The 19,542-nt window shown below is 71.9% G+C and carries 20 protein-coding genes; 15 read left to right on the forward strand and 5 right to left on the reverse strand.

The window, feature by feature from the left end; translation table 11 throughout:
• Nucleotides 1-11 precede the first annotated feature (11 nt).
• Nucleotides 12-731: an Rv1157c family protein gene (locus tag HQ603_RS02505; protein WP_222682767.1), complete on the reverse strand. Its 720-nt coding sequence runs from the start codon at nucleotides 729-731 to the stop codon at nucleotides 12-14.
• Nucleotides 732-1,126: 395 nt separating this feature from the next.
• On the opposite strand from HQ603_RS02505, the gene HQ603_RS02510 reads away from it, so the two are divergent.
• Nucleotides 1,127-2,353, forward strand: coding sequence for a mannosyltransferase (locus HQ603_RS02510; RefSeq protein ID WP_308126324.1), 1,227 nt, complete (start codon nucleotides 1,127-1,129; stop codon nucleotides 2,351-2,353).
• Here HQ603_RS02510 and HQ603_RS02515 read toward each other — a convergent pair.
• Nucleotides 2,316-2,600 carry a 4a-hydroxytetrahydrobiopterin dehydratase gene (locus HQ603_RS02515; RefSeq protein ID WP_222682768.1) on the reverse strand — a complete coding sequence of 95 codons (285 nt, stop codon included), beginning with the start codon at nucleotides 2,598-2,600 and terminating at the stop codon, nucleotides 2,316-2,318. The two genes, HQ603_RS02510 and HQ603_RS02515, sit on opposite strands and share 38 nt — an antisense overlap.
• Before the next feature lie 6 nt (nucleotides 2,601-2,606).
• Here HQ603_RS02515 and HQ603_RS02520 point away from each other — a divergent pair, with 6 nt between their 5' ends.
• The 6 genes from HQ603_RS02520 to HQ603_RS02545 all read left to right on the forward strand — a co-directional run bounded on the left by HQ603_RS02520 (nucleotide 2,607) and on the right by HQ603_RS02545 (nucleotide 8,526).
• Nucleotides 2,607-3,032 carry a (deoxy)nucleoside triphosphate pyrophosphohydrolase gene (locus tag HQ603_RS02520; RefSeq protein ID WP_222682769.1) on the forward strand — a complete coding sequence of 142 codons (426 nt, stop codon included), beginning with the start codon at nucleotides 2,607-2,609 and terminating at the stop codon, nucleotides 3,030-3,032.
• A 240-nt stretch (nucleotides 3,033-3,272) separates the two neighbouring features.
• Nucleotides 3,273-5,180, forward strand: coding sequence for a translational GTPase TypA (typA, locus tag HQ603_RS02525; RefSeq protein WP_222682770.1), 1,908 nt, complete (start codon nucleotides 3,273-3,275; stop codon nucleotides 5,178-5,180).
• Nucleotides 5,181-5,202: 22 nt separating this feature from the next.
• Entirely contained in the window at nucleotides 5,203-6,951 is a 1,749-nt protein-coding gene (locus HQ603_RS02530) for an ABC transporter family substrate-binding protein (RefSeq protein ID WP_222682771.1), read from the forward strand.
• On the forward strand, nucleotides 6,948-7,823 hold the full coding sequence (gene mshB, locus HQ603_RS02535; protein WP_308126325.1) for an N-acetyl-1-D-myo-inositol-2-amino-2-deoxy-alpha-D-glucopyranoside deacetylase: 876 nt from the start codon (nucleotides 6,948-6,950) through the stop codon (nucleotides 7,821-7,823). Before HQ603_RS02530 ends, mshB begins: the two co-directional genes overlap by 4 nt.
• Before the next feature lie 108 nt (nucleotides 7,824-7,931).
• On the forward strand, nucleotides 7,932-8,090 hold the full coding sequence (locus HQ603_RS02540; RefSeq protein WP_156509752.1) for a hypothetical protein: 159 nt from the start codon (nucleotides 7,932-7,934) through the stop codon (nucleotides 8,088-8,090).
• 34 nt (nucleotides 8,091-8,124) lie between these two features.
• Nucleotides 8,125-8,526, forward strand: coding sequence for a hypothetical protein (locus HQ603_RS02545; RefSeq protein ID WP_222682772.1), 402 nt, complete (start codon nucleotides 8,125-8,127; stop codon nucleotides 8,524-8,526).
• 23 nt (nucleotides 8,527-8,549) lie between these two features.
• Here HQ603_RS02545 and HQ603_RS02550 read toward each other — a convergent pair whose 3' ends face one another.
• The 3 genes from HQ603_RS02550 to HQ603_RS02560 are packed head-to-tail and all read right to left on the reverse strand — an operon-like array spanning nucleotide 8,550 to nucleotide 11,352.
• Nucleotides 8,550-9,287 carry a uracil-DNA glycosylase gene (locus tag HQ603_RS02550; protein ID WP_222682773.1) on the reverse strand — a complete coding sequence of 246 codons (738 nt, stop codon included), beginning with the start codon at nucleotides 9,285-9,287 and terminating at the stop codon, nucleotides 8,550-8,552.
• Complete coding sequence (locus tag HQ603_RS02555; RefSeq protein ID WP_222682774.1) at nucleotides 9,284-10,831, reverse strand: PH domain-containing protein; 1,548 nt, start codon at nucleotides 10,829-10,831, stop codon at nucleotides 9,284-9,286. The genes HQ603_RS02550 and HQ603_RS02555 overlap by 4 nt, the downstream gene beginning before the upstream one ends.
• Nucleotides 10,828-11,352 (reverse strand): PH domain-containing protein, encoded by a 525-nt coding sequence (locus HQ603_RS02560; RefSeq protein ID WP_308126326.1) that lies wholly within the window; start codon nucleotides 11,350-11,352, stop codon nucleotides 10,828-10,830. The genes HQ603_RS02555 and HQ603_RS02560 overlap by 4 nt, the downstream gene beginning before the upstream one ends.
• A gap of 59 nt (nucleotides 11,353-11,411) precedes the next feature.
• On the opposite strand from HQ603_RS02560, the gene HQ603_RS02565 reads away from it, so the two are divergent.
• From HQ603_RS02565 to HQ603_RS02600, 8 genes are read left to right on the forward strand one after another with little or no spacing between them, the layout of a single operon-like run.
• Nucleotides 11,412-13,991 carry a bifunctional FO biosynthesis protein CofGH gene (locus HQ603_RS02565; RefSeq protein ID WP_222683218.1) on the forward strand — a complete coding sequence of 860 codons (2,580 nt, stop codon included), beginning with the start codon at nucleotides 11,412-11,414 and terminating at the stop codon, nucleotides 13,989-13,991.
• On the forward strand, nucleotides 13,988-14,776 hold the full coding sequence (locus HQ603_RS02570) for a hypothetical protein (RefSeq protein ID WP_371830952.1): 789 nt from the start codon (nucleotides 13,988-13,990) through the stop codon (nucleotides 14,774-14,776). The genes HQ603_RS02565 and HQ603_RS02570 overlap by 4 nt, the downstream gene beginning before the upstream one ends.
• A 12-nt stretch (nucleotides 14,777-14,788) precedes the next feature.
• Nucleotides 14,789-15,112, forward strand: coding sequence for a ferredoxin (fdxA, locus tag HQ603_RS02575; RefSeq protein WP_068102344.1), 324 nt, complete (start codon nucleotides 14,789-14,791; stop codon nucleotides 15,110-15,112).
• Nucleotides 15,113-15,150: 38 nt separating this feature from the next.
• Nucleotides 15,151-16,254 carry a succinyldiaminopimelate transaminase gene (gene dapC, locus HQ603_RS02580; RefSeq protein ID WP_371830960.1) on the forward strand — a complete coding sequence of 368 codons (1,104 nt, stop codon included), beginning with the start codon at nucleotides 15,151-15,153 and terminating at the stop codon, nucleotides 16,252-16,254.
• Nucleotides 16,255-16,264: 10 nt separating this feature from the next.
• Nucleotides 16,265-16,804 (forward strand): DUF6584 family protein, encoded by a 540-nt coding sequence (locus HQ603_RS02585; protein WP_222682775.1) that lies wholly within the window; start codon nucleotides 16,265-16,267, stop codon nucleotides 16,802-16,804.
• A 60-nt stretch (nucleotides 16,805-16,864) separates the two neighbouring features.
• Nucleotides 16,865-17,071 carry a hypothetical protein gene (locus HQ603_RS02590; RefSeq protein ID WP_222682776.1) on the forward strand — a complete coding sequence of 69 codons (207 nt, stop codon included), beginning with the start codon at nucleotides 16,865-16,867 and terminating at the stop codon, nucleotides 17,069-17,071.
• A 12-nt stretch (nucleotides 17,072-17,083) separates the two neighbouring features.
• On the forward strand, nucleotides 17,084-18,490 hold the full coding sequence (locus HQ603_RS02595) for an acyl-CoA synthetase (RefSeq protein ID WP_222682777.1): 1,407 nt from the start codon (nucleotides 17,084-17,086) through the stop codon (nucleotides 18,488-18,490).
• A 22-nt stretch (nucleotides 18,491-18,512) separates the two neighbouring features.
• On the forward strand, nucleotides 18,513-19,538 hold the full coding sequence (locus tag HQ603_RS02600) for an NADP-dependent oxidoreductase (RefSeq protein ID WP_222682778.1): 1,026 nt from the start codon (nucleotides 18,513-18,515) through the stop codon (nucleotides 19,536-19,538).
• Nucleotides 19,539-19,542: the final 4 nt, after the last annotated feature.

A 19,542-nucleotide genomic window follows, 5' to 3' on the forward strand; every position in this document is an offset into this window, starting at 1 on the left:
CGGTCTCGTCGTCAGTTCACCACGAAGGCGCCGACGGTGGGCAGGAAGCTGCAGGTGATGCCGGCGTCGGTGGAGATCGATCCGGAGATCGCGGCCAGGACGCGTCCACGCCCGGTGTCGGCGATGGCCGACAGCGTGGCGGGGCCGTCGGGGTTGATGTTCGCGGCGCCGGTCAGGACGGTCGCGCCGGTCTTCCCGGTGTCGACGTTGACCCAGTTGGCGGTCAGCGGGGCGGCCTGCCGATCGGCGAGCGGCGCGGTGCCGAGGGCGGTGAAGACGAAGCCCGCGGTGCCCGCGGCGGGTCCGGGCGGCGGCAGATCGGCCGGACCGGGCACGGCCAGTGCGGCGCCGACGGAATCGGCCGTGGGGGAGATGCAGCCGCGTCCGACCGTGGGGTAGAGGAACTGGGCGATGACCGGCCCGTCCTGCGGGATTTCCGGACCGCCGCCGCGACTGCCGTCGAGGAAGGTGATGATCGAGGTCAGGATCCGCTTGGCGTCCGGGGAGAGCGGCGCGGTCTCGAGCAGCTGCTTCGCCCGCGCGAGGATCTCGTTCTGCGGGTTCGCCGCGTCGATCTCGGCGGCGTCGAGCAGGGTGGGGGCGAGGGCGGCGATCGCCTCGTAGCCCGGGACCACCTGCGGATCGGTGGGGATCGGCAGTGTCGGCTGTGCCGACGCGACGGCCGGGGCGGCGACGGCGCAGGCCGCGGCCAGTGCGACTCCCGCGACCATGCTGCGCGTACGTCGACGTGCCGTTCGGCGTGTCGAATCCGTTGTCTGCATGGTGTTCCCGCTTCCTCGTCTGCCGGCTCGAACGACTGCCCCACGACCCCTCCGCCCGTCACGGACGGGCAGGCGAGGTCACTCTAATGACACCGTTCGACGGTTGTACAGCGCGTGCTCGGGCCGTCGGACCGTGTCGCTGCTCGGGTACCCGACGTTAGCCTGTTATAAGAGGGGCGGGAGTGGTCGGTGTGAACAGTGATGCGATTGTGACTGCTGATACCCGTGATCGGCGACAGTGCGCCGGACGTGACCCCGGGTCCGATCACCTCACCGACTACCCTCGCCCACGGTCCTGTCCCACGGTCCTGTCCCACCCGGTCGATCGAGAGAACCCCGCTGCCGTGAGTGCCCCGAACCGCGCCCCGCGGCTGCCCGTGCTCCTGCGCGCGGCGCCCGCGGTCCTGGCGACGACGGTGATCCTGCGCGTGCTGTGGACGGTGTTGGCCCCCAACGGCAGCAACTGGGTCGATCTGCACGTGTACGTGGACGGGTCGGCCTCCGCGTTCGACGGCACCCTCTACGACTTCACCTACTCGGCGCAGACCCCGGATTTCCCGCTGCCGTTCACCTACCCCCCGTTCGCGGCCCTCGTCTTCTATCCGCTGCACTTCCTGCCGTTCCCGCTCGTCGGCGCGCTGTGGATGGTCGCCACCGGTGTCGCGCTGTACGCCGTCGTCCGCATCGCCCTCCGCATGGTGGGCGGCGACCGGGCGGACACACCGGCCTGGCGCCGGGCCGCGCTCCTGTGGACGGCCGTCGGACTGTGGACCGAATCCCTCCGCACCACCCTGGACTACGGCCAGGTCAACGTCTTCCTCGTGCTCATGGCGATGCTCGCGGCGCGCAGCGCGCGGTGGTGGGTCTCGGGTGCGCTGGTCGGGCTCGCGGCCGGCGTGAAACTGACCCCGGCGATCACCGGTCTGTACTTCCTCGCGCGGCGACGGTGGGCGGCGGCGGTGTTCTCCGCGGTGACCTTCGCGGCCACCGTCGGAGCCGGCTTCCTGCTCATGGGGTCCGCGGCGACCGAGTACTTCGGGACGTTGCTCGGCGACGCCGACCGCATCGGACCCGTCGGCTCGGTGTGGAACCAGTCGCTGCGCGGCGCGCTCTCCCGCCTGGTCGGGTACGACGTCGGGCAGGGACCGCTGTGGCTCGGCGCCGTCGCGGTGCTGCTGGTCGCCGCGGTGGCGGCGTGGCGGGCCCTGGGCCCGGACGATCGCCTCGGCACCCTCGTCGTCGTGTCCTTCGTGGGCCTCGCCGTGTCGCCGATCTCGTGGTCGCACCACTGGGTGTGGGTGATTCCGCTGCTGATCTGGTTGGTCCACGGTCCGCTGCGGCGGGCGCGCGGCGTGCGCTGGCTGGTCGGCTACTGGCTGGTGGTCACCCTGGTCGGGGTCCCGTGGCTGCTCAGCTTCCGGCAACCGTCCATCTGGGAGATCGACCGGCCGCTGGTCCTCGCGGTGGCGGGCACGGCGTACGCCGTGGGCACGCTGGCGACGTTCGTCGTGGTGGCCGCCCACGGCCGCACGGTCAGGACGCCAGCGAGTCGATCGTCCGCGCCAGCCTGACGTCCTTGTCGGTGATGCCGCCGGCGGAGTGCGTGGAGAGCCGGAACGTGATCGCCGTCCACCGGATGTCGATGTCCGGGTGGTGATCGGCGGCCTCGGCCGCGTCGGCCACCCGACGCACCAGATCGATGCCGTCCCGGAACGTGGCGCAGGTGACGGTGCGGGTGATCGCGTCGCCGTCCCGAGACCAGTCGGGGAGATCGGTGAGTTCGCGACGGACGTCGTCGTCGGTGAGCAGCTCGGCCATACTGCGATGGTGCCACCGCCCCTGCCCCCGCCGCCCGGACCCGCGACGGTCGTCGCAGGAGCGGTGATCGAGAACGGGCGCGTCCTGCTCGCCCAGCGCGCCGCGCCGCCGGAACTGGCCGGCCGGTGGGAGCTGCCCGGCGGCAAGATCGAGCCGGGGGAGACCCCGCCGGACGCGCTGGTCCGCGAACTGCGGGAGGAACTCGGCATCGACGTGACGGTCGGCGAGCCCGTCGGGGTCCACGTGCCCCTGCCGACGGGACACGTGCTGCGTGCCTATGCGGTGCGCCGCGTCGCGGGGACGCCGTCCGCGCTCGACCACGACGCCGTGCGGTGGGTCGGCGCGGCCGACCTCCACGAGGTGGACTGGGTGCCGGCGGACCGCGAGTGGGTGGCCGATCTGGTGATGTTGATAGGGCCGGAGACCGCGTGAGCCCCCGGTCGGAGGGGACCGGAGACCGCGTGAGCCCCCGGTCGGAGGGGACCGGAGACCGCGTGAGCCCCCGGTCGGAGGGGACCGGAGACCGCGTGAGCGCAGTCACCCGCCCCGAGCGAGTAAACTTTTTCGAGTCGCACGTCTCGTTCGCGACGCAGCGCGTGCTCCGGGAGAGGTAATCGCCTGCTCTTCACCCGCCGTACTCGCCCCGTACTCGAACCCGATGGAGATCACCGCGTGACCAGCCCCACCACCCCCACGTCGTTCCGCAATGTCGCGATCGTCGCCCACGTCGACCACGGCAAGACGACGCTCGTCGACGCGATGCTCCGCCAGTCGGGGGCGTTCGCCGCCCGCGCGGAGTTGGTCGATCGAGTCATGGACTCGGGTGACCTCGAGAAGGAGAAGGGCATCACGATCCTGGCCAAGAACACGGCGGTGCACCGGCACCACGCCGATGGTTCGGTCACGGTCATCAACGTGATCGACACCCCGGGTCACGCGGACTTCGGCGGTGAGGTCGAGCGCGGCCTGTCGATGGTGGACGGTGTGGTGCTGCTCGTCGACGCGTCCGAGGGCCCGCTGCCGCAGACGCGCTTCGTGTTGCGCAAGGCGCTCGCGGCGTCGCTGCCCGTGATCCTGGTGGTCAACAAGACGGACCGTCCCGACGCGCGGATCGAGGAGGTCGTCTCGGAGAGCCACGACCTGCTGCTGGATCTGGCGTCGGATCTGGACGACGAGGCGTCGGAGGCCGCGGAGCTCGCTCTCGATCTGCCGGTGCTGTACGCGTCGGGTCGTGAGGGCAAGGCGTCCACGAAGCAGCCCGAGAACGGGCAGGCACCCGACGCGGAGAACCTCGACGAGCTGTTCGAGGTGCTGCTGAACTACGTGCCGGCGCCGAAGGGCAGCAGCGACGCGCCGCTGCAGGCGCACGTGACCAACCTCGACGCGTCCGCGTTCCTCGGCCGCCTCGCTCTGGTGCGCGTGCACAACGGCGAGCTCCGCAAGGGCCAGAACGTGGCGTGGATGAACGAGGACGGCGTCAAGACCGTCAAGATCACCGAGCTGCTCAAGACGGTGGGCGTCGAGCGCAGCCCCGGTGAGGTGGCCGTGGCCGGCGACATCGTCGCGGTGGCCGGCATCCCGGAGATCATGATCGGCGACACCCTCGCCGATCCGGAGAATCCCGTTGCGCTGCATCGCATCACGGTGGACGAGCCGGCGATCTCGGTGACCATCGGCACCAACACCAGCCCGCTCGTCGGCCGCGTGCAGGGCCACAAGCTGACCGCCCGCATGGTCAAGGCTCGCCTCGATCAGGAGCTGGTGGGCAACGTCTCGCTGCGCGTCCTCGACATCGGCCGTCCCGACGCCTGGGAGGTGCAGGGCCGCGGTGAGCTGGCGCTGGCGATCCTGGTGGAGCAGATGCGGCGCGAGGGCTTCGAGCTGACCGTCGGCAAGCCGCAGGTGGTCACCAAGCAGGTCGACGGCAAGACCCACGAGCCCTACGAAGAGCTGACCATCGACTGCCCCGAGGAGCACCTCGGCGGCATCACCCAGCTGCTGGCCGCCCGCAAGGGCAAGATGGTCCAGATGACCAACCATGGAGCCGGGTGGGTCCGCATGGAGTTCATCGTTCCCTCGCGCGGTCTCATCGGGTTCCGTACCGACTTCCTCACCGAGACGCGCGGCACCGGCATCGCCAACGCCGTGTTCCACGGGTACGCACCGTGGGCGGGCGAGATCCGCGCGCGCCACACCGGGTCGCTGGTCTCGGACCGTCAGGGCAGCGTGACGCCGTTCGCGATGATCCAGCTCGCCGACCGCGGCACGTTCTTCGTCGAGCCGGGCGCCGACACCTACGAGGGCATGGTGGTGGGTATCAACCCGCGTCAGGAGGACCTCGACATCAACGTCACGCGCGAGAAGAAGCTGACCAACATGCGTCAGTCGTCGGCGGACGTCATGGAGACGCTGGCGAAGCCGAAGAAGCTCGACCTCGAGATGGCGATGGAGTTCTGCGCCGCCGACGAGTGCGTCGAGGTCACCCCCGAGGTGGTGCGGGTGCGCAAGCTGCACCTGGACTCCAACGAGCGCGCCCGGGAGCGTTCGCGCGCGAAGTCGCGCGACAAGGCTGCTCTCTGACGTGGTCGGCGCGCGTGCGGTGATGCCTGCGGTCCGGGTCCTGGCGGTCACCGCCGTCCTGCTGACCGCGTGCACCGCCGACCCGCCGCCGGCCATCCAGAGCACGGAGACCGCGACGACGACGCCCCCCGCCGCCCCGGTCGCGACCGGGAATCCGGTGGTGGTGGCGATCGACGACGTGGGCACCGGGTTCAATCCGCACCTCGTCGCCGATCAGTCCCCGGCCAACACGGCAGTGTCGACGCTGGTGTTCCCCAGCGCGTTCCGGCCGGTGCGGTCGGTGGACGGCGCGCGCACCGACTGGGTGCCCGACACGTCGCTGCTGATCTCGGCGGACGTGACGTCGACCGCGCCGTTCACCATCACCTACCGGCTGCGCACGGAATCGCAGTGGTCCGACGGCGCGCCCATCGCCGCCGAGGACTTCCGCTACCTGTGGCAGCAGATGATCGAGGCGCCGGGCGTCGTCGACCCCGCGGGGTACGCCGCCATCGAGGACGTGCAGTCCGCGGACGGGGGCAAGACGGTGTCGGTGGTGATGTCGCGGCCCTACCCGGCGTGGCGCGAGCTGTTCACCGACCTGCTGCCGTCCCATCTGCTCAAGGATCTGCCGGGCGGGTTCGAACGCGGTCTGCGCGACAACGTCTCGGTGTCGGGCGGGCACTTCCGGATCGAGACGATCGACCGGGGCCGCGACGAGATCCTGCTCGAACGCAACGATCGGTTCTGGGGTTCGCCCGCCACGCCGGATCGCATCCTCCTGCGGCGCGGCGGCAGCGATGCCCAGGTCGCGGATTCGATGCGGTCGGGGGACGCCCAGCTCGCCGAGGTGCGCGGGGGCCCGTCGCTGTCGGCGCAGCTGGGCGCCATCCCCGACATCCGGACCGACACGCGATTCCGCTCGCGCACACTGGAACTCACCCTCAACGGGCGCGTGCCCACGCTGGCCGACCCGGCGGTGCGGCGATCGGTGATGGGACTGCTCGACGTCGACCTGCTCTCGACCGTGGCGTCCGGCTCGACGGCGCCGACGGCCGCGGCGCGTGCGCAGATCGTCTCGCCGTCCCAGCCGGGGTACGTGGCGACGGGACCGACGCCCCTGCCGCGCGAGGACGCCGTCGCGGGCCTCGCCGCCGCCGGCTTCACTCCGGTACCCCTGCCCCCGGCCCTGGCGCCGACCTCCGCGGCGGGGACGACCACCCCGAGCGTCACCCCGCCGCCGGTCGCCGGCGCGCAACCGCTGACCATCACGCTGGGTGCGCCGCAGAACGACGCCATCGCCGTCGCGGTGGCCAACACCGCGTCGGATCAGTTGCGGGACGCCGGAATCGACGCCACGGTGACGCCGCTCGACCCGGAGGAGCTCTACGGCACCGCCCTCACCACGGGTGCCGTGGACGCGGTGGTCGGCTGGTCGCACGCGGGCGGTGACCCGGCGACGGCCCTGGCGTCCCGATTCGGGTGCGCGGCCGTCCCCCCCGTCGGCGCCGACGGCACCGAGGACGAGGACGCGGGCGTCGTCGGTCCGCTGTCGGGTGTGTGCGATCCCGCGTTGGCGCCGGCGATCGCGGCCGCGGAGACTTCTCCCGATCCCACCGCGGCCGTCATGGCGTTGCAACCGAGCCTGTGGGCACTGAACACCGTGCTGCCGATCGTGCAGGACTCGTCGGTGGTCGCCGCCGGTCCCGGCGTGAGCGGGGCGACCCTGTCCGGGCCGATCGAGGTGGGCATCTTCGGTGATGCCGACCGTTGGATGAGAGAGGTGCCGTGACGCGCCGACTGCTGCTGGTGCACGCCCACCCCGACGACGAGTCCATCACCACCGGCGGCACGATCGCGCGGGCCGCCCGCGACGGTGTGGACGTCACGGTGCTGACGTGCTCGCTCGGCGAGGAGGGCGAGGTGATCGGCGACCGCTGGGCGGGACTGACCGCCGACCGCGGAGATCAGTTGGGCGGGTACCGCATTCACGAGCTCACGGTGGCCCTGGACGCGCTGGGCGCGCGGCCACCGCGCTTCCTCGGCGGCGCGGGCCGGTGGCGTGACTCGGGCATGGCCGGCACGGCGGCGGCTCTGCACCCCCGCGCGTTCGTCCGGGCGGACGACGACGAGGCGACGCGGGCGATGGTCGCGGTGATCCGGGAGACCCGTCCGCAGGTGGTGGTCTTCTACGACCCCGAGGGCGGCTACGGTCACCCCGACCATCAGCAGGCGCATCGACTGGTCGGCGCGGCGTTGGGTCGTGCGGCCAACGCGGGGAGCGACCCGGAGGCGGGCGAGCCGTGGTCGGTCGCCAAGGCGTACTGGACGGTCACCGGGGCAGCCCAGTTGCAGGAGGGTCTCGCGCACCTCGGTCCGCTGCCCGACACGTGGCGGATGCCGGAACCCGGTGAGTTGCCCAGTGTTCCGGACTCCGAGGTCACCGCGAGCATCGACGTGCGCGGCGTGCTGGACGCGAAGCGGGCGGCGCTGCGTGCGCACGCCACGCAGGTCACGGTCGCCGAGACGGGGACGGCGTACGCCCTGTCCAACGACATCGCGCAGCCGGTGCTGGCCGACGAGCAGTACGTGCTGGTGCACGGCGACCGCGGCGCCGTCGACGAGTCCGGTCGCGAGACGGATCTGTTCGCGGGTCTGCCGTGAGCCCGGTGGTCGAAACGGGGAATGTGCCGGGTTATGCTGTGAGCGCTGTCACGGAGCGGGGTCCGGCGTCGGCGCCGACCTCTCGCCCCATCGTCCCGAGGAGACCGTGTGATCTTCAACTACGACCTGCAGAACGCCGTGGTGGCGTTCGTGGACTCGCTGCGCCCCACCGCCGATCTGCAGCGCGAGATCTACCTCAACGCGGTCTCCGGGTTCGCCACCACGGTGAGCAACTTCCTCACCTCCATCGGTTACCCGCCGCGCTGACGACGGCCCGTCCCGGCCACGTCCGGGTGACGGGGTGAGCGGCCACGCGGGGGAGTCGGTGGTGACGGGCGTGAAAGCGGCCATTCTCGCCGCGCTCACCCTCGACGGGTTCCTCTGCGCCCTGGGCGCGGTGCTGTTCCTGCCCGCGTATCTGGGCAGCACCCCGTTTCCGGTGAGCGGCCTCGTCGCGGGGGCCGCCAACGTGCTGCTCGTCCGAGTGGCCTGGTCGGTCTCGCGGGACGGCGGGCGTGCCGCGCTGCCGCTGGCCGGCTTCGCGCTGGGGTTGGTCCTCGCCATGCTGGGCGGACCCGGCGGAGACGTCCTGGTCCTCGCCGACTGGCGGTTGCTCGTGCTGGTCGCCGGGGGACTGCTGCCGCCGATCGTGCAGCTCTTCGCGCTACGAGTGCGGCGCCTGACCGCCCTCGGGTCTCGCTGACTCACACCCGACTCACACCCGGCTCACACCCGGCGCTGCACGCCCGCGGCGTCGGCGGCCTCGGCCAGCACCGCCTCCACCATCGCCGGCGTGAGTCGACCGGTGAAGGTGTTCTGCTGACTGACGTGGAAGCACCCGAACACCGTCAGCTCCGGAAGGTCGGACGCGATCGGGGACAGCGTCACGCGTGCGCCGTGGCCGAACGTCGGCCGCGGCCGCGGCACCGACCATCCGGCGCCCGCCAGGACCGGCATCAGCGCGTTCCAGCCGAATCCACCGAGCACCACCACGGCACGCACGGTCGGGGCGAGCAGGTGCAGCTCCGCCTCGAGCCAGGACCGGCAGCGATCCCGCTCCGCGGGGGTCGGCTTGTTCTCCGGCGGGGCGCAGTGCACCGGCGACGTGATGCGCGTGCCGATCAACTCGAGCCCGTCCCCGGGCGCGACGGCCGTGGGTTGCGTGGCCAGCCCGACGGCGTGCATGGCGGCGTAGAGCACGTCCCCGCTGCGGTCGCCGGTGAACATGCGCCCGGTGCGGTTGGCGCCGTGCGCGGCCGGTGCGAGACCGACGACGAGCAGCCGCGCGTCGGCGGGCCCGAAGCCGGGTACCGGCCGCCCCCAGTACGTCTGGTCACGGAACGCGGCCCGTTTCTCGCGCGCGACGAGTTCCCGCCACTCGACCAACCGCGGACACGCGCGGCACTCGGTGACGCGAGCGTCGAGTTCGGCGAGGGTGCGGGGGCGCGGATCGGCGGGCGTCATCGGTCGGCTCCCCACACGTCCGTCGCGCCGGGGGCCGCCGCCTCCGCGATCGCCCACGCCCGCTCGACGGGTACGTCGAGAACCCGGTACGCGCCGGTACCGGCGGCGGTGGCCGCGACGAGCGTCGCGACCCCGGCCCGTCGCTGGAAGAAGGTCTGGCGCACGGTCCACGCGACCACTCCGCGGGCGTCGAGCACCACCCGTCGTCGATCGAGGCTGCCGTGTTCGGTCACCAGCAGACCGGGTTCGGCGCGGTGGCCGAGCGCTGCGTAGCGGTCCGCCGCGAGGGCCGACGCCGCCAGGGTGGCGACGACGAGCGCCGCCCACACCCACCACGGCACCGACCGACCGCTCACCGCGTATCCGGCCACCGCCACCGCGACCGCCGCCGGCGGCAGGAGGGCGCGGGTGACGCGTCGCCGTCGGGCGACGGGCCCGTGCACGACGAGCCGCGCGGTGACGGCATCGCCCATCGCGGGCAGCAGTGCCGCCGCGGTCGTCGAGACGGCCGATCGCGGTGCCGGCGGGAGGATCAACGACGACTCGTGTTCGTCCGCACTGACTCCCGTCATGACGGCGTCGAGTCGGGCGCCGCCCGCCAGTCGCAGCAGCAGCGGGCGACGCACCGACGCGCCGCGCAACCGGGTGCGGTCGAAACTGCTGTGCCGGGTGGAGACGACGCCGTGGGACACCCGAAGCCGCTCGCCGTCGTCGGTCACCACCAGATTGCCGTAGACGAGGAGGTAGCGGACGGCCGCCACCACGCTCGAGACCACCAGCGCGGCGACGACGGCCACCACCACCGCCGCGGTCGCGCCGAGGTCGACGACGCGCCGGTACGTGTCGTCGACGATCGCGGAGGACGCCACGGCGCCGGCCGCTCCGGACTGACCGAGCAGTCCGGCCGCGGCCCCGACGACCACGATTCCGGTGAGCGTGAACGGGGCGTAGCGCACCCACGCCGGGTGGACGCGCGCGAGTTCGCGCACCGGGGGAGCGGGCGTCGTCGGGCGGTCGTCGAATCGGGTCCCGGTCTCAATCCCGGTGTCGGGTGCCGCGGCCGCCGACGTCTCCAGCAGCCCGTCGCGGAGAGCCGGGACGACGCGGGCGTCGAGCGCGTTCAACTCGAACGTCTCGCCCGTCCCGGCGTGCTGCCCCGTCCCGACGGTCACCACCGCGAGCCCGAGCAGGCGGTGCAGGGCGTTGGCCCGCACGTCGACGCTGCGGATCCGGCCGCGCGGGATCGAGAGCACCTTCTTCTGCAGCACTCCGGTGCGCAGTTGGACGTGTACCGGACCGAGGCGGTAGCTCGTGGTGAGCCACCGGGCGATCGCCGCGCCCACGACGATCACGAGCACCACCGCGCTCCAGAGGTGATTGCCGCTGCTGGTTCCCACGACGAACGACACCACCAGGACCGGGAGCAGGCGCACCACCTCGGTGACCGGGTGGACCAGGAGCATCCGCCGGTCGAGGCGCGCCCACGGCATGGCCTCCTCGCGCGCCTCGGCGGCGTCGCCGCCGTCGGGCGGGGCGAGGCTCATGTCGCGTCCCCGCGCGAGCGTGCGGCGGCCTCGGTGACGCGCGCGACGACGTGGTCCGCCGTCGCGAGGTCGAGCGCGGCGATCCGCACCGCTCCGGCCGACGACGCTGTGGTCACGGTGACCGTGGCGAGGCCCAGCGCCCGTTCCAGGGGGCCGCGTTCGGTGTCGACGGTCTGGACACGGTTCAGCGGGGCGATGCGGCGTTCCTGGTCGAACCAGCCCGTCCGGGTGGTCACGGCGGTCTCGCTGACCTCCCACCGATGCACCGCGTACCGCCAACGGGGGACGACGATCACGTGGACGAGCGCCGCCACCAGGGCGATCGGGGCGAGGACGAGCAGCGGCGTCCACAGCGGGCGATCCGCGACCGTCGCCAGGAGCACGGCCCACACCGCGAGCCCGATCAGGATCGGGCCCCACAGCAGGGCGGCCGCGACGGTCCAGAGCGTGACGGCGCGGGGACCGAGCTTCTCGGCGGGGTCGGCCACGGTGAACTGCGGTCGAGGCGTGCTGTCGGACACGTCGTTCACCCCTGCTGTGGTCGAGCCCTGCGGCGAGGGCGCATGATCGAACGGTGACGATGTTGCCCGATCCGACCACTCCCGCGCGCACCGACACCGGCGCGTCCGCCGATGCCGCTGTGCCCGTCCCGACACCCTCGGCGATGCGTCGGGCCCTGCGGCGTGCTCGCGACGGCGTGGTGATCAGCGTCGACGAGGCCACGACCCTGCTGCACGCGCGCGGGGACGACCTGGTCGATCTGTGCGCCTCGGCCGCGCGGGTCCGCGACGCCGGTCTGCTGGCCGAGGGCCGGCCGGGCACGGTGACGTACTCGCGCAAGGTGTTCGTCCCGTTGACCCGGCTGTGCCGCGACACGTGCCACTACTGCACCTTCGTCACCGTCCCCGGCAAGTTGCGCGCCGAGGGACGTGGCATGTTCCTCGACCCGGACGAGGTGCTCGACATCGCCCGCCGCGGAGCGGAACTGGGATGCAAGGAGGCGCTGTTCACTCTCGGGGACCGCCCGGAGGACCGGTGGCCCGAGGCCGCCGAGTGGCTCGAGTCGCGCGGATACGGATCGACCGTGGACTACCTGCGGGCCATGTCGATCCGGGTGCTCGAGGAGACGGGACTGCTGCCCCACCTGAACCCGGGTGTCCTGAGCTGGGAGGAGATCTCGCGGCTCAAGCCCGTGGCGCCGTCGATGGGCATGATGCTCGAGACCACGTCGCGTCGGCTGTTCGAGGAGAAGGGTCAGGCGCACTACGGCAGCCCGGACAAGGATCCGGCGGTCCGGTTGCAGACGCTCACCGACGCGGGCCGGCTGACCGTGCCGTTCACCACCGGCATCCTGGTCGGCATCGGGGAGACGGTGCGGGACCGCGCCGAGTCGATCATCGCGATCCGGGCGTCCCACAAGCAGTTCGGGCACGTGCAGGAAGTAATCGTGCAGAACTTCCTGGCCAAGTCCGACACCGCGATGCGCGCGGTGCCCGACGCCGGGCTCGAGGAATTCCGCGCCACCATCGCCGTCGCGCGCATCCTGCTCGGCCCCGCGATGCGCATCCAGGCGCCGCCGAACCTGGTGTCGCCGGACGAGTGCGCGTTGCTGCTGGCGGCGGGCGTCGACGACTGGGGCGGGGTGTCCCCGCTGACCCCGGATCACGTCAATCCCGAACGCCCCTGGCCGAATCTGGACACCCTCGCCGAGATCAGCGTCGCGGCCGGGTTCACCCTCACCGAACGGACCGCGGCGCAGCCGAAGTACGTCCGCGCGGGCTCGCCGTGGATCGATCCGCGCATCGCGGCCCACGTCCGGGCGCTGTCCGATCCGGCCACCGGTCTCGCGGCGGACGTCCGCCCGACCGGTCTGCCGTGGCAGGAACCGGACGAGGTGTGGGAGTCGACGGGTCGGACCGATCTGCACACCGCCATCGACACCGACGGCCGGAACACGGAGACGCGCAGCGACATCGGGTCGGCGTTCGGTGACTGGGACTCGGTGCGCGAGCAGGTCGCCGCGCTGGCCGAGCTCGCGGCCACGGCACCCGAACGGCTCGATCGCGACGTCGCCGCGGCGCTGCAGGCGGCCGAGCACGATCCGGCCGGGCTGTCCGACGAGCAGTACCTGGCCCTGGCCAACGCCGACGGCCCGGCCCTCGACGCGGTCGCCGCGTTCGCCGACGCGCTGCGGCGCGACACCGTCGGCGACGACGTCACGTACGTGGTCAACCGGAACATCAACTTCACCAACATCTGCTACACCGGCTGCCGGTTCTGCGCGTTCGCGCAGCGCAAGGGCGACGAGGACGCGTTCTCGCTGTCCGCGAGCGAGGTGGCCGACCGAGCCTGGGAGGCACACGTTCTCGGGGCGACCGAGGTGTGCATGCAGGGCGGGATCGACCCGGAACTGCCGGTCACGGGATACGCCGATCTGGTGCGCGCGGTGAAGGCCCGGGTGCCGTCGATGCACGTCCACGCGTTCTCGCCGATGGAGATCGTCAACGGGGCCTCGCGCGGGGGACAGTCGGTGGAGGACTGGCTGATCGCGTTGCGGGAGGCGGGACTGGACACCATTCCGGGGACCGCCGCGGAGATCCTCGACGACGAGGTGCGGTGGGTGCTCACCAAGGGCAAGCTGCCCGCCCGGACGTGGGTCGACGTGGTGTCCACCGCACACCGGGTGGGTCTGAAGTCGAGCTCGACCATGATGTACGGCCACGTCGACAATCCGTCGCACTGGGTCGGACATCTCAATGTGCTCAAGGGTATTCAGGACCGGACGGGTGGTTTCACCGAGTTCGTCCCGCTGCCGTTCGTGCATCAGTCGTCGCCGCTGTACCTCGCCGGTGCCTCGCGCCCGGGTCCGACGCAGCGCGACAACCGCGCGGTCCACGCGCTGGCGCGGATCATGCTGCACGGGCGCATCGACAACATCCAGACGAGCTGGGTCAAATTGGGCGTGGCGGGTACACGGGTGATGTTGACCGGCGGAGCCAACGATCTGGGGGGCACGCTGATGGAGGAGACGATCAGCCGGATGGCGGGATCGCAACACGGATCGGAGAAGACGGTGGCGGAACTGCACGAGATCGCGGCGGGCATCGGACGGCCCGCGGTGCAGCGCACCACCGCGTACGCGGACCGGACGGCGGCGTGAGCCCCGACCGGTTGGGCGACCAGCGCGTCGCGGGCGTGCTGCGGGCAGCGGTCCGCGTCATCGATCCGATGCTCGAGCTGCTGGCCGATCGCGATCCCCTCGGCATCAAGAAGCGCACGTTCACCGAGTCCGGGTCCACCGGCTCGACCGGGTCCGTCGACACGGCGCTCAACGCCGTCGCCAAGGTCTTCGACGCCGCGGACACACCCGGCACCAAGGCCTGGGAGTCCATGACGGTCGACCAGCGCGTGAACTGGTGGGTGCGACGCGTCGGTGGGATCAGCACCGTGGCCGTGGCGTTCCCCGGCATCTTCGGGGTGCTCGCGCGGCGGCTGCCGCTCGGCGACGTCCTCGGGTTCGCCAACCAGGCGATCGTGTTGGTGGCGGTGGCGCGCGAGTACGGCATCGACGATCGGGACGAGCAGGTGCGCCTGCTCGCGTCCGTGCTGTGCAACCGCGAGCTGCCCGTCGGCGCCTCGGTGGACGCGCCGACGCCGCAGGAGGCGGCCGAGGTGGAGACGGGGGAGTCCCGTCGACTGTCGCGGTCCCCGTTCGCACTGCTGTCGACGCTGTGGTCGGTCACCAAGATCCTGCGCGCGGTGACGGACGAGTTAGACAAGCGACCCCGCAGCCGTACCGTTTATCGGTGGCTCGGTAACCTGCCCGTGGTCGGTGCGGTGGCCGGCTACTTCGGCGAGCGCGGCGCACTCGTCCGCGCGGCGAAGCTGGGTCGAACCTGGATCGAGCGGCGCAGTACGTCCGCGCCCGTAGTTCGGAAAGGCTAAAGGAGAACGTCAGTGCCGTACACGATTGCCGAACCCTGCGTCGATGTCCTGGACAAGGCCTGCATCGAGGAGTGCCCGGTCGACTGCATCTACGAGGGTGGCCGGATGCTCTACATCCAGCCCGACGAGTGCGTGGACTGCGGTGCGTGCGAGCCGGTGTGCCCCGTCGAGGCGATCTTCTACGAGGACGACGTTCCGGAGCAGTGGTCGGCCTACATCGCCGCCAACGTCGACTTCTTCGACGATCTGGGCTCGCCCGGCGGCGCGGCGAAGGTCGGCAAGACCGACTACGACCCGCCGTTCATCAAGTCGCTCCCGCCGATGGGCGAGAGCTGAGCGTGGTCGACGCGCCGACCGCACGATCCACGCGGCGGGTGCCGAGGCGGCGGGTGTCGGAGCGGCTGCCCGTGTTCCCGTGGGACACCATCGCCGAGGCCAAGGCCAGCGCGACGGCGCATCCCCACGGCATCGTCGACCTGTCCGTCGGCACGCCGGTCGATCCGGTGGCGCCTGTCGTCCGTGACGCGTTGGCCTCGGTCTCGGAGCAGGCGGGGTACCCGACGACGGCCGGCACTCCCGCGTTGCGGACCGCCGCCGCGGCGGCCCTGAGGCGTCGGTACGGCATCACCGGCGTCGCCGACGACGCCGTCCTGCCCGTCATCGGGACCAAGGAAGTCATCGCCTGGCTGCCCACGCTGCTGGCGCTCGGCTCCGACGACCTGGTGGTCGTGCCGGAGCTGGCCTACCCGACGTACGAGGTGGGCGCCCGTCTCGCGGGTGCGCGCACGCTGCGGGCCGACGGCCTGACCCGTCTGGGGCCGGAGAACCCAGCCCTGATCTACGTGAATTCGCCGTCCAATCCCAGCGGGCGGGTTCTCGGTGCGGCGCACCTGCGCAAGGTGGTCGAGTTCGCGCGCGAGCGCGACGCCGTGGTGGTGTCCGACGAGTGCTACCTCGGTCTGTCGTGGGACGCCCCGGCGGTGTCGATCCTGGCGGACGAGGTCAGCGGAGGCGACCACACCGGCCTGCTGGCGGTGCATTCGCTGTCCAAGACGTCGAACCTCGCAAGTTACCGCGCCGGGTTCGTCGCGGGCGACGCGTCGCTGGTCGCGGAACTGCTCGCGGTGCGCAAGCACGCGGGGATGATGGTGCCGCTGCCGGTGCAGGCCGCCATGACGGCCGCGCTCACCGACGACGAGCACGAGAGCGAGCAGCGCGAGCGTTACCGTGCCCGCCGCACCGCCCTGGCCGCCGCCGTCACCGCCGCGGGCTTCCGCATCGACCACAGCGAGGCCGGTCTGTACGTCTGGGCCACTCGGGGCGAATCCGGGCGCACGTCCGCCGCCTGGTTCGCCGAGCGCGGCATCCTGGTCGCGCCGGGCGAGTTCTACGGTCCGGACGGCGAGCAGCACGTGCGTATCGCCCTCACCGCGACGGACGAGCGCATCGCCGCGGCCGTCGCGCGCCTGACGGTCTGAGACCCTCGCCGTGGGAGCCCTCGACCGCGTGCAGGAGGACCTCGCTCGCGGGGAGCCGTGGAACGCGCGCAAACGCCTCGGCGTCGTGCTCGAGCGCGACCCGGCGTCGCAACCGGCCCTGGACCTTCTCGGATTCGCCTGCCTGGCGATGAACGATCCCGCCGGCGCCGGCGCCGCGTGGTTCCTCACCGACCGGGACGAGACCGATCCCGTCGTGCGGGACGCGTTGGCCGCGTTCGGTGCCTCGTCCGATCGACCCGTCGTCCTGGCCCGGCGTCTGCCGATGAACGCGCCGTCGCGGGCCTACCCCCCGCGCGCGCGGGAGCGTCTCGCTCTGCTCGAGTCCCGGATCCGCGCGGCGGGGGACGAGTGGGAGCCCCCCGGCGAGGTGCACTACGTCGCCCAGGAGGGCGTCGACGTCGAGGCGTTCGACGAGTGGACCGAGCCGACCGTGCGCGATCGGTCCGGCGTCAAACTCGTCGCCGCGGTGCTGGTGGTCGCGATGGTGGGAGGCGTCACCCTCGCGACCCTGCTCACGGTCCTGTTCTGACCGTGTCGGACGGCGACCGTGTCGGCGGCCGGTGGTACTGATGGAGACATGGATCAGGTCATGACCGACCCCGGGTGCCTCGACTGCGCCGGATCGCTCGATCACTGCCACGGGACTCTCGTCGTCCATTCCGACTTCACCGTCGAGTGCACCGAGGCGGGCTGCGTGCTCGTCCACCGTGAGCGCCACGCGCTGGTGGTGGACTGCACCGCGATCGCGGGTGGGTGCGCCTGCGAGGACGTGTCCGTCGCGCGACGGGCCTCGTGAGAGGCTGCCCCGGTGCTGCTGAGATCGCTGAACTCGTACACGGTCGCGCGCGGTGACGACGTCGACGACGCCGTCACCGTGGGCGACACCGTCCTGTCCCGCAGCGACCTGATCGGCGCCGCCACGTCGGTGGCCGAGCGCATCGCCGGCGTCGACCGGGTGGCGGTGTGGGCCGAGCCCACGGCGCGCACCGTGGTGGCAGTGGTGGGCGCGCTGATCGCCGGCGTCGCGGTGGTGCCGGTCGCGCCGGATTCCGGTCCGGCGGAACTCGACCACGTCCTGGCCGACTCCGGCGCTCGCGCCTGGCTGGGGGTCGCACCCGAGCACGCCGGCGGACTGCCGACGGTGCCGGTGCGTATGCACGCGCGGTCGTGGCACAGCTATCCCGAGCCGGCGGGGGAGAGCACCGCGCTGATTCTGTACACCTCCGGCACCACCGGGCCACCGAAGGGTGTGCTGCTGAGCCGGGACGCGCTGGCGCGGGGGCTGGACGCGCTCGCCGAGGCATGGGCCTGGACGGCGAACGACACCGTGGTGCACGGACTTCCGCTCTACCACGTGCACGGATTGGTGCTCGGCATCCTCGGCTCGCTGCGCATCGGCAGCCGCGTGGTGCACACCGTCAAGCCCACCCCCGAGCGGTACGCCGCCGCGCGCGGGTCGATCTACTTCGGGGTGCCGACGGTGTGGTCCCGCATCGCGGCGGACGAGGACTCGGCGCGCGCACTCGCCCGCGCACGCCTCCTGGTGTCCGGCAGCGCGCCGCTGCCGGTGCCGGTGTTCGAGAAAATCGCCGCGCTGACCGGTATCGCACCGATCGAGCGCTACGGCATGAGCGAGACCCTGATCACGATCAGTACCCGCGCGGACGGCGAACGACGGCCCGGCTGGGTCGGACTTCCGGTGCGGGGCATCGACACTCGGTTGCGCGCCGAGGACGGGTCCGACGTTCCGCACGACGGCGAGTCCATCGGCTCGTTGCAGTTGCGCGGGCGGTTCTTCGACGGGTACCTCGGCAAGCCCGAGGCGACGGCCGCGACGTGGACCGACGACGGCTGGTTCGTCACCGGCGACGTGGCCGCGATCGACGCGGAGGGGTTCCACCGCATCGTCGGGCGCGCGTCGACCGACCTGATCAAGACCGGTGGCTACCGGGTGGGCGCGGGCGAGGTGGAAACCGCGATCCTCGGCGTGCCGGGTGTGGCGGAGGTGGCCGTCGTCGGGTTGCCGGACGACGATCTCGGTCAACGCATCGTCGCGTTCGTCGTCCCGGAGAGCGGTGTCGACGTCGAGTCCGACGCGGTGATCGACCATGTCTCGCAGCAACTCTCGGCCCACAAGCGTCCGCGCGAGGTCCGCCTCGTCGAGTCGTTGCCGCGCAACGCCATGGGGAAGGTTCGCAAGACCGAGCTGGAGTAGCGCTGGAGTAGCGTCGGTGGACATGACCACGTCCACGCGCATCGTCCTCGCTTCCCGCCCCACCGGAGCCCCGACCGCCGAGAACTTCCGTACCGAGACCGCCGACCTCCCGGAGGTCGGCGACGGTCAGGTGTTGCTGAAGGTTCTCTATCTCTCGCTCGACCCCTATATGCGGGGACGGATGAGCGATGCCGAGTCGTACGCCGAGCCCGTCGCGGTGGACGGCGTCATGTGCGGCGGCACCGTCGCCGAGGTCGTCGAGTCCCGCAGCGACGCCCTGCCGGTGGGATCGGTCGTGCTGTCCTATTCCGGCTGGCAGACCCACGAGGTGGTCGACGCCTCCTCGGTGCGACGCCTCGATCCCGACCGAGCGCCGATCTCCACGGCCGTCGGTGTGCTCGGCATGCCGGGATTCACCGCCTACGCGGGCATGACCGTGATCGGGCAGCCCAAGGAGGGGGAGACGGTGGTGGTCGCGGCGGCGAGCGGGCCGGTCGGGTCGGCGGTCGGACAGTTCGCGAAGATCAAGGGTGCCCGCGCCGTGGGCATCGCGGGTGGACCGGAGAAGTGCGCGTACCTGATCGACGAGCTCGGCTTCGACGCCGCGGTCGACCACCGCGCCGACGACTTCCGTGAGCAGCTCGCCGCGGCCACACCGGACGGCATCGACGTGTACTTCGAGAACGTGGGCGGCGCGGTCGCGCGCGCGGTGCTGCCGCGCCTGAATCTCTATGCGCGCGTGCCCGTGTGCGGGTTGATCGCGCAGTACAACGACACGCAGGCGCCCGAGGGACCGGACCGGCTGCCGGGCTTCTTCACCCGCGTGCTCACCAAGAGCCTGACGGTGCGCGGGTTCATCCAGAGCGAGTTCGTCGGTGAGCACTACAAGAATTTCCAGCGCGAGGTCTCGGAGTGGATCGCGGACGGCCGATTCCGGTACCGGGAGGACGTGGTGGAGGGGCTCGAGAACGCCCCCGACGCGTTCTTCGGGCTGCTCGAGGGACGCAACTTCGGCAAGCTCGTGGTGAAGGTCGCCGACCGCGATTAGAGTA

Source organism: Rhodococcoides corynebacterioides (assembly GCF_019834675.1).
Classification (GTDB): domain Bacteria; phylum Actinomycetota; class Actinomycetes; order Mycobacteriales; family Mycobacteriaceae; genus Rhodococcoides; species Rhodococcoides corynebacterioides_A.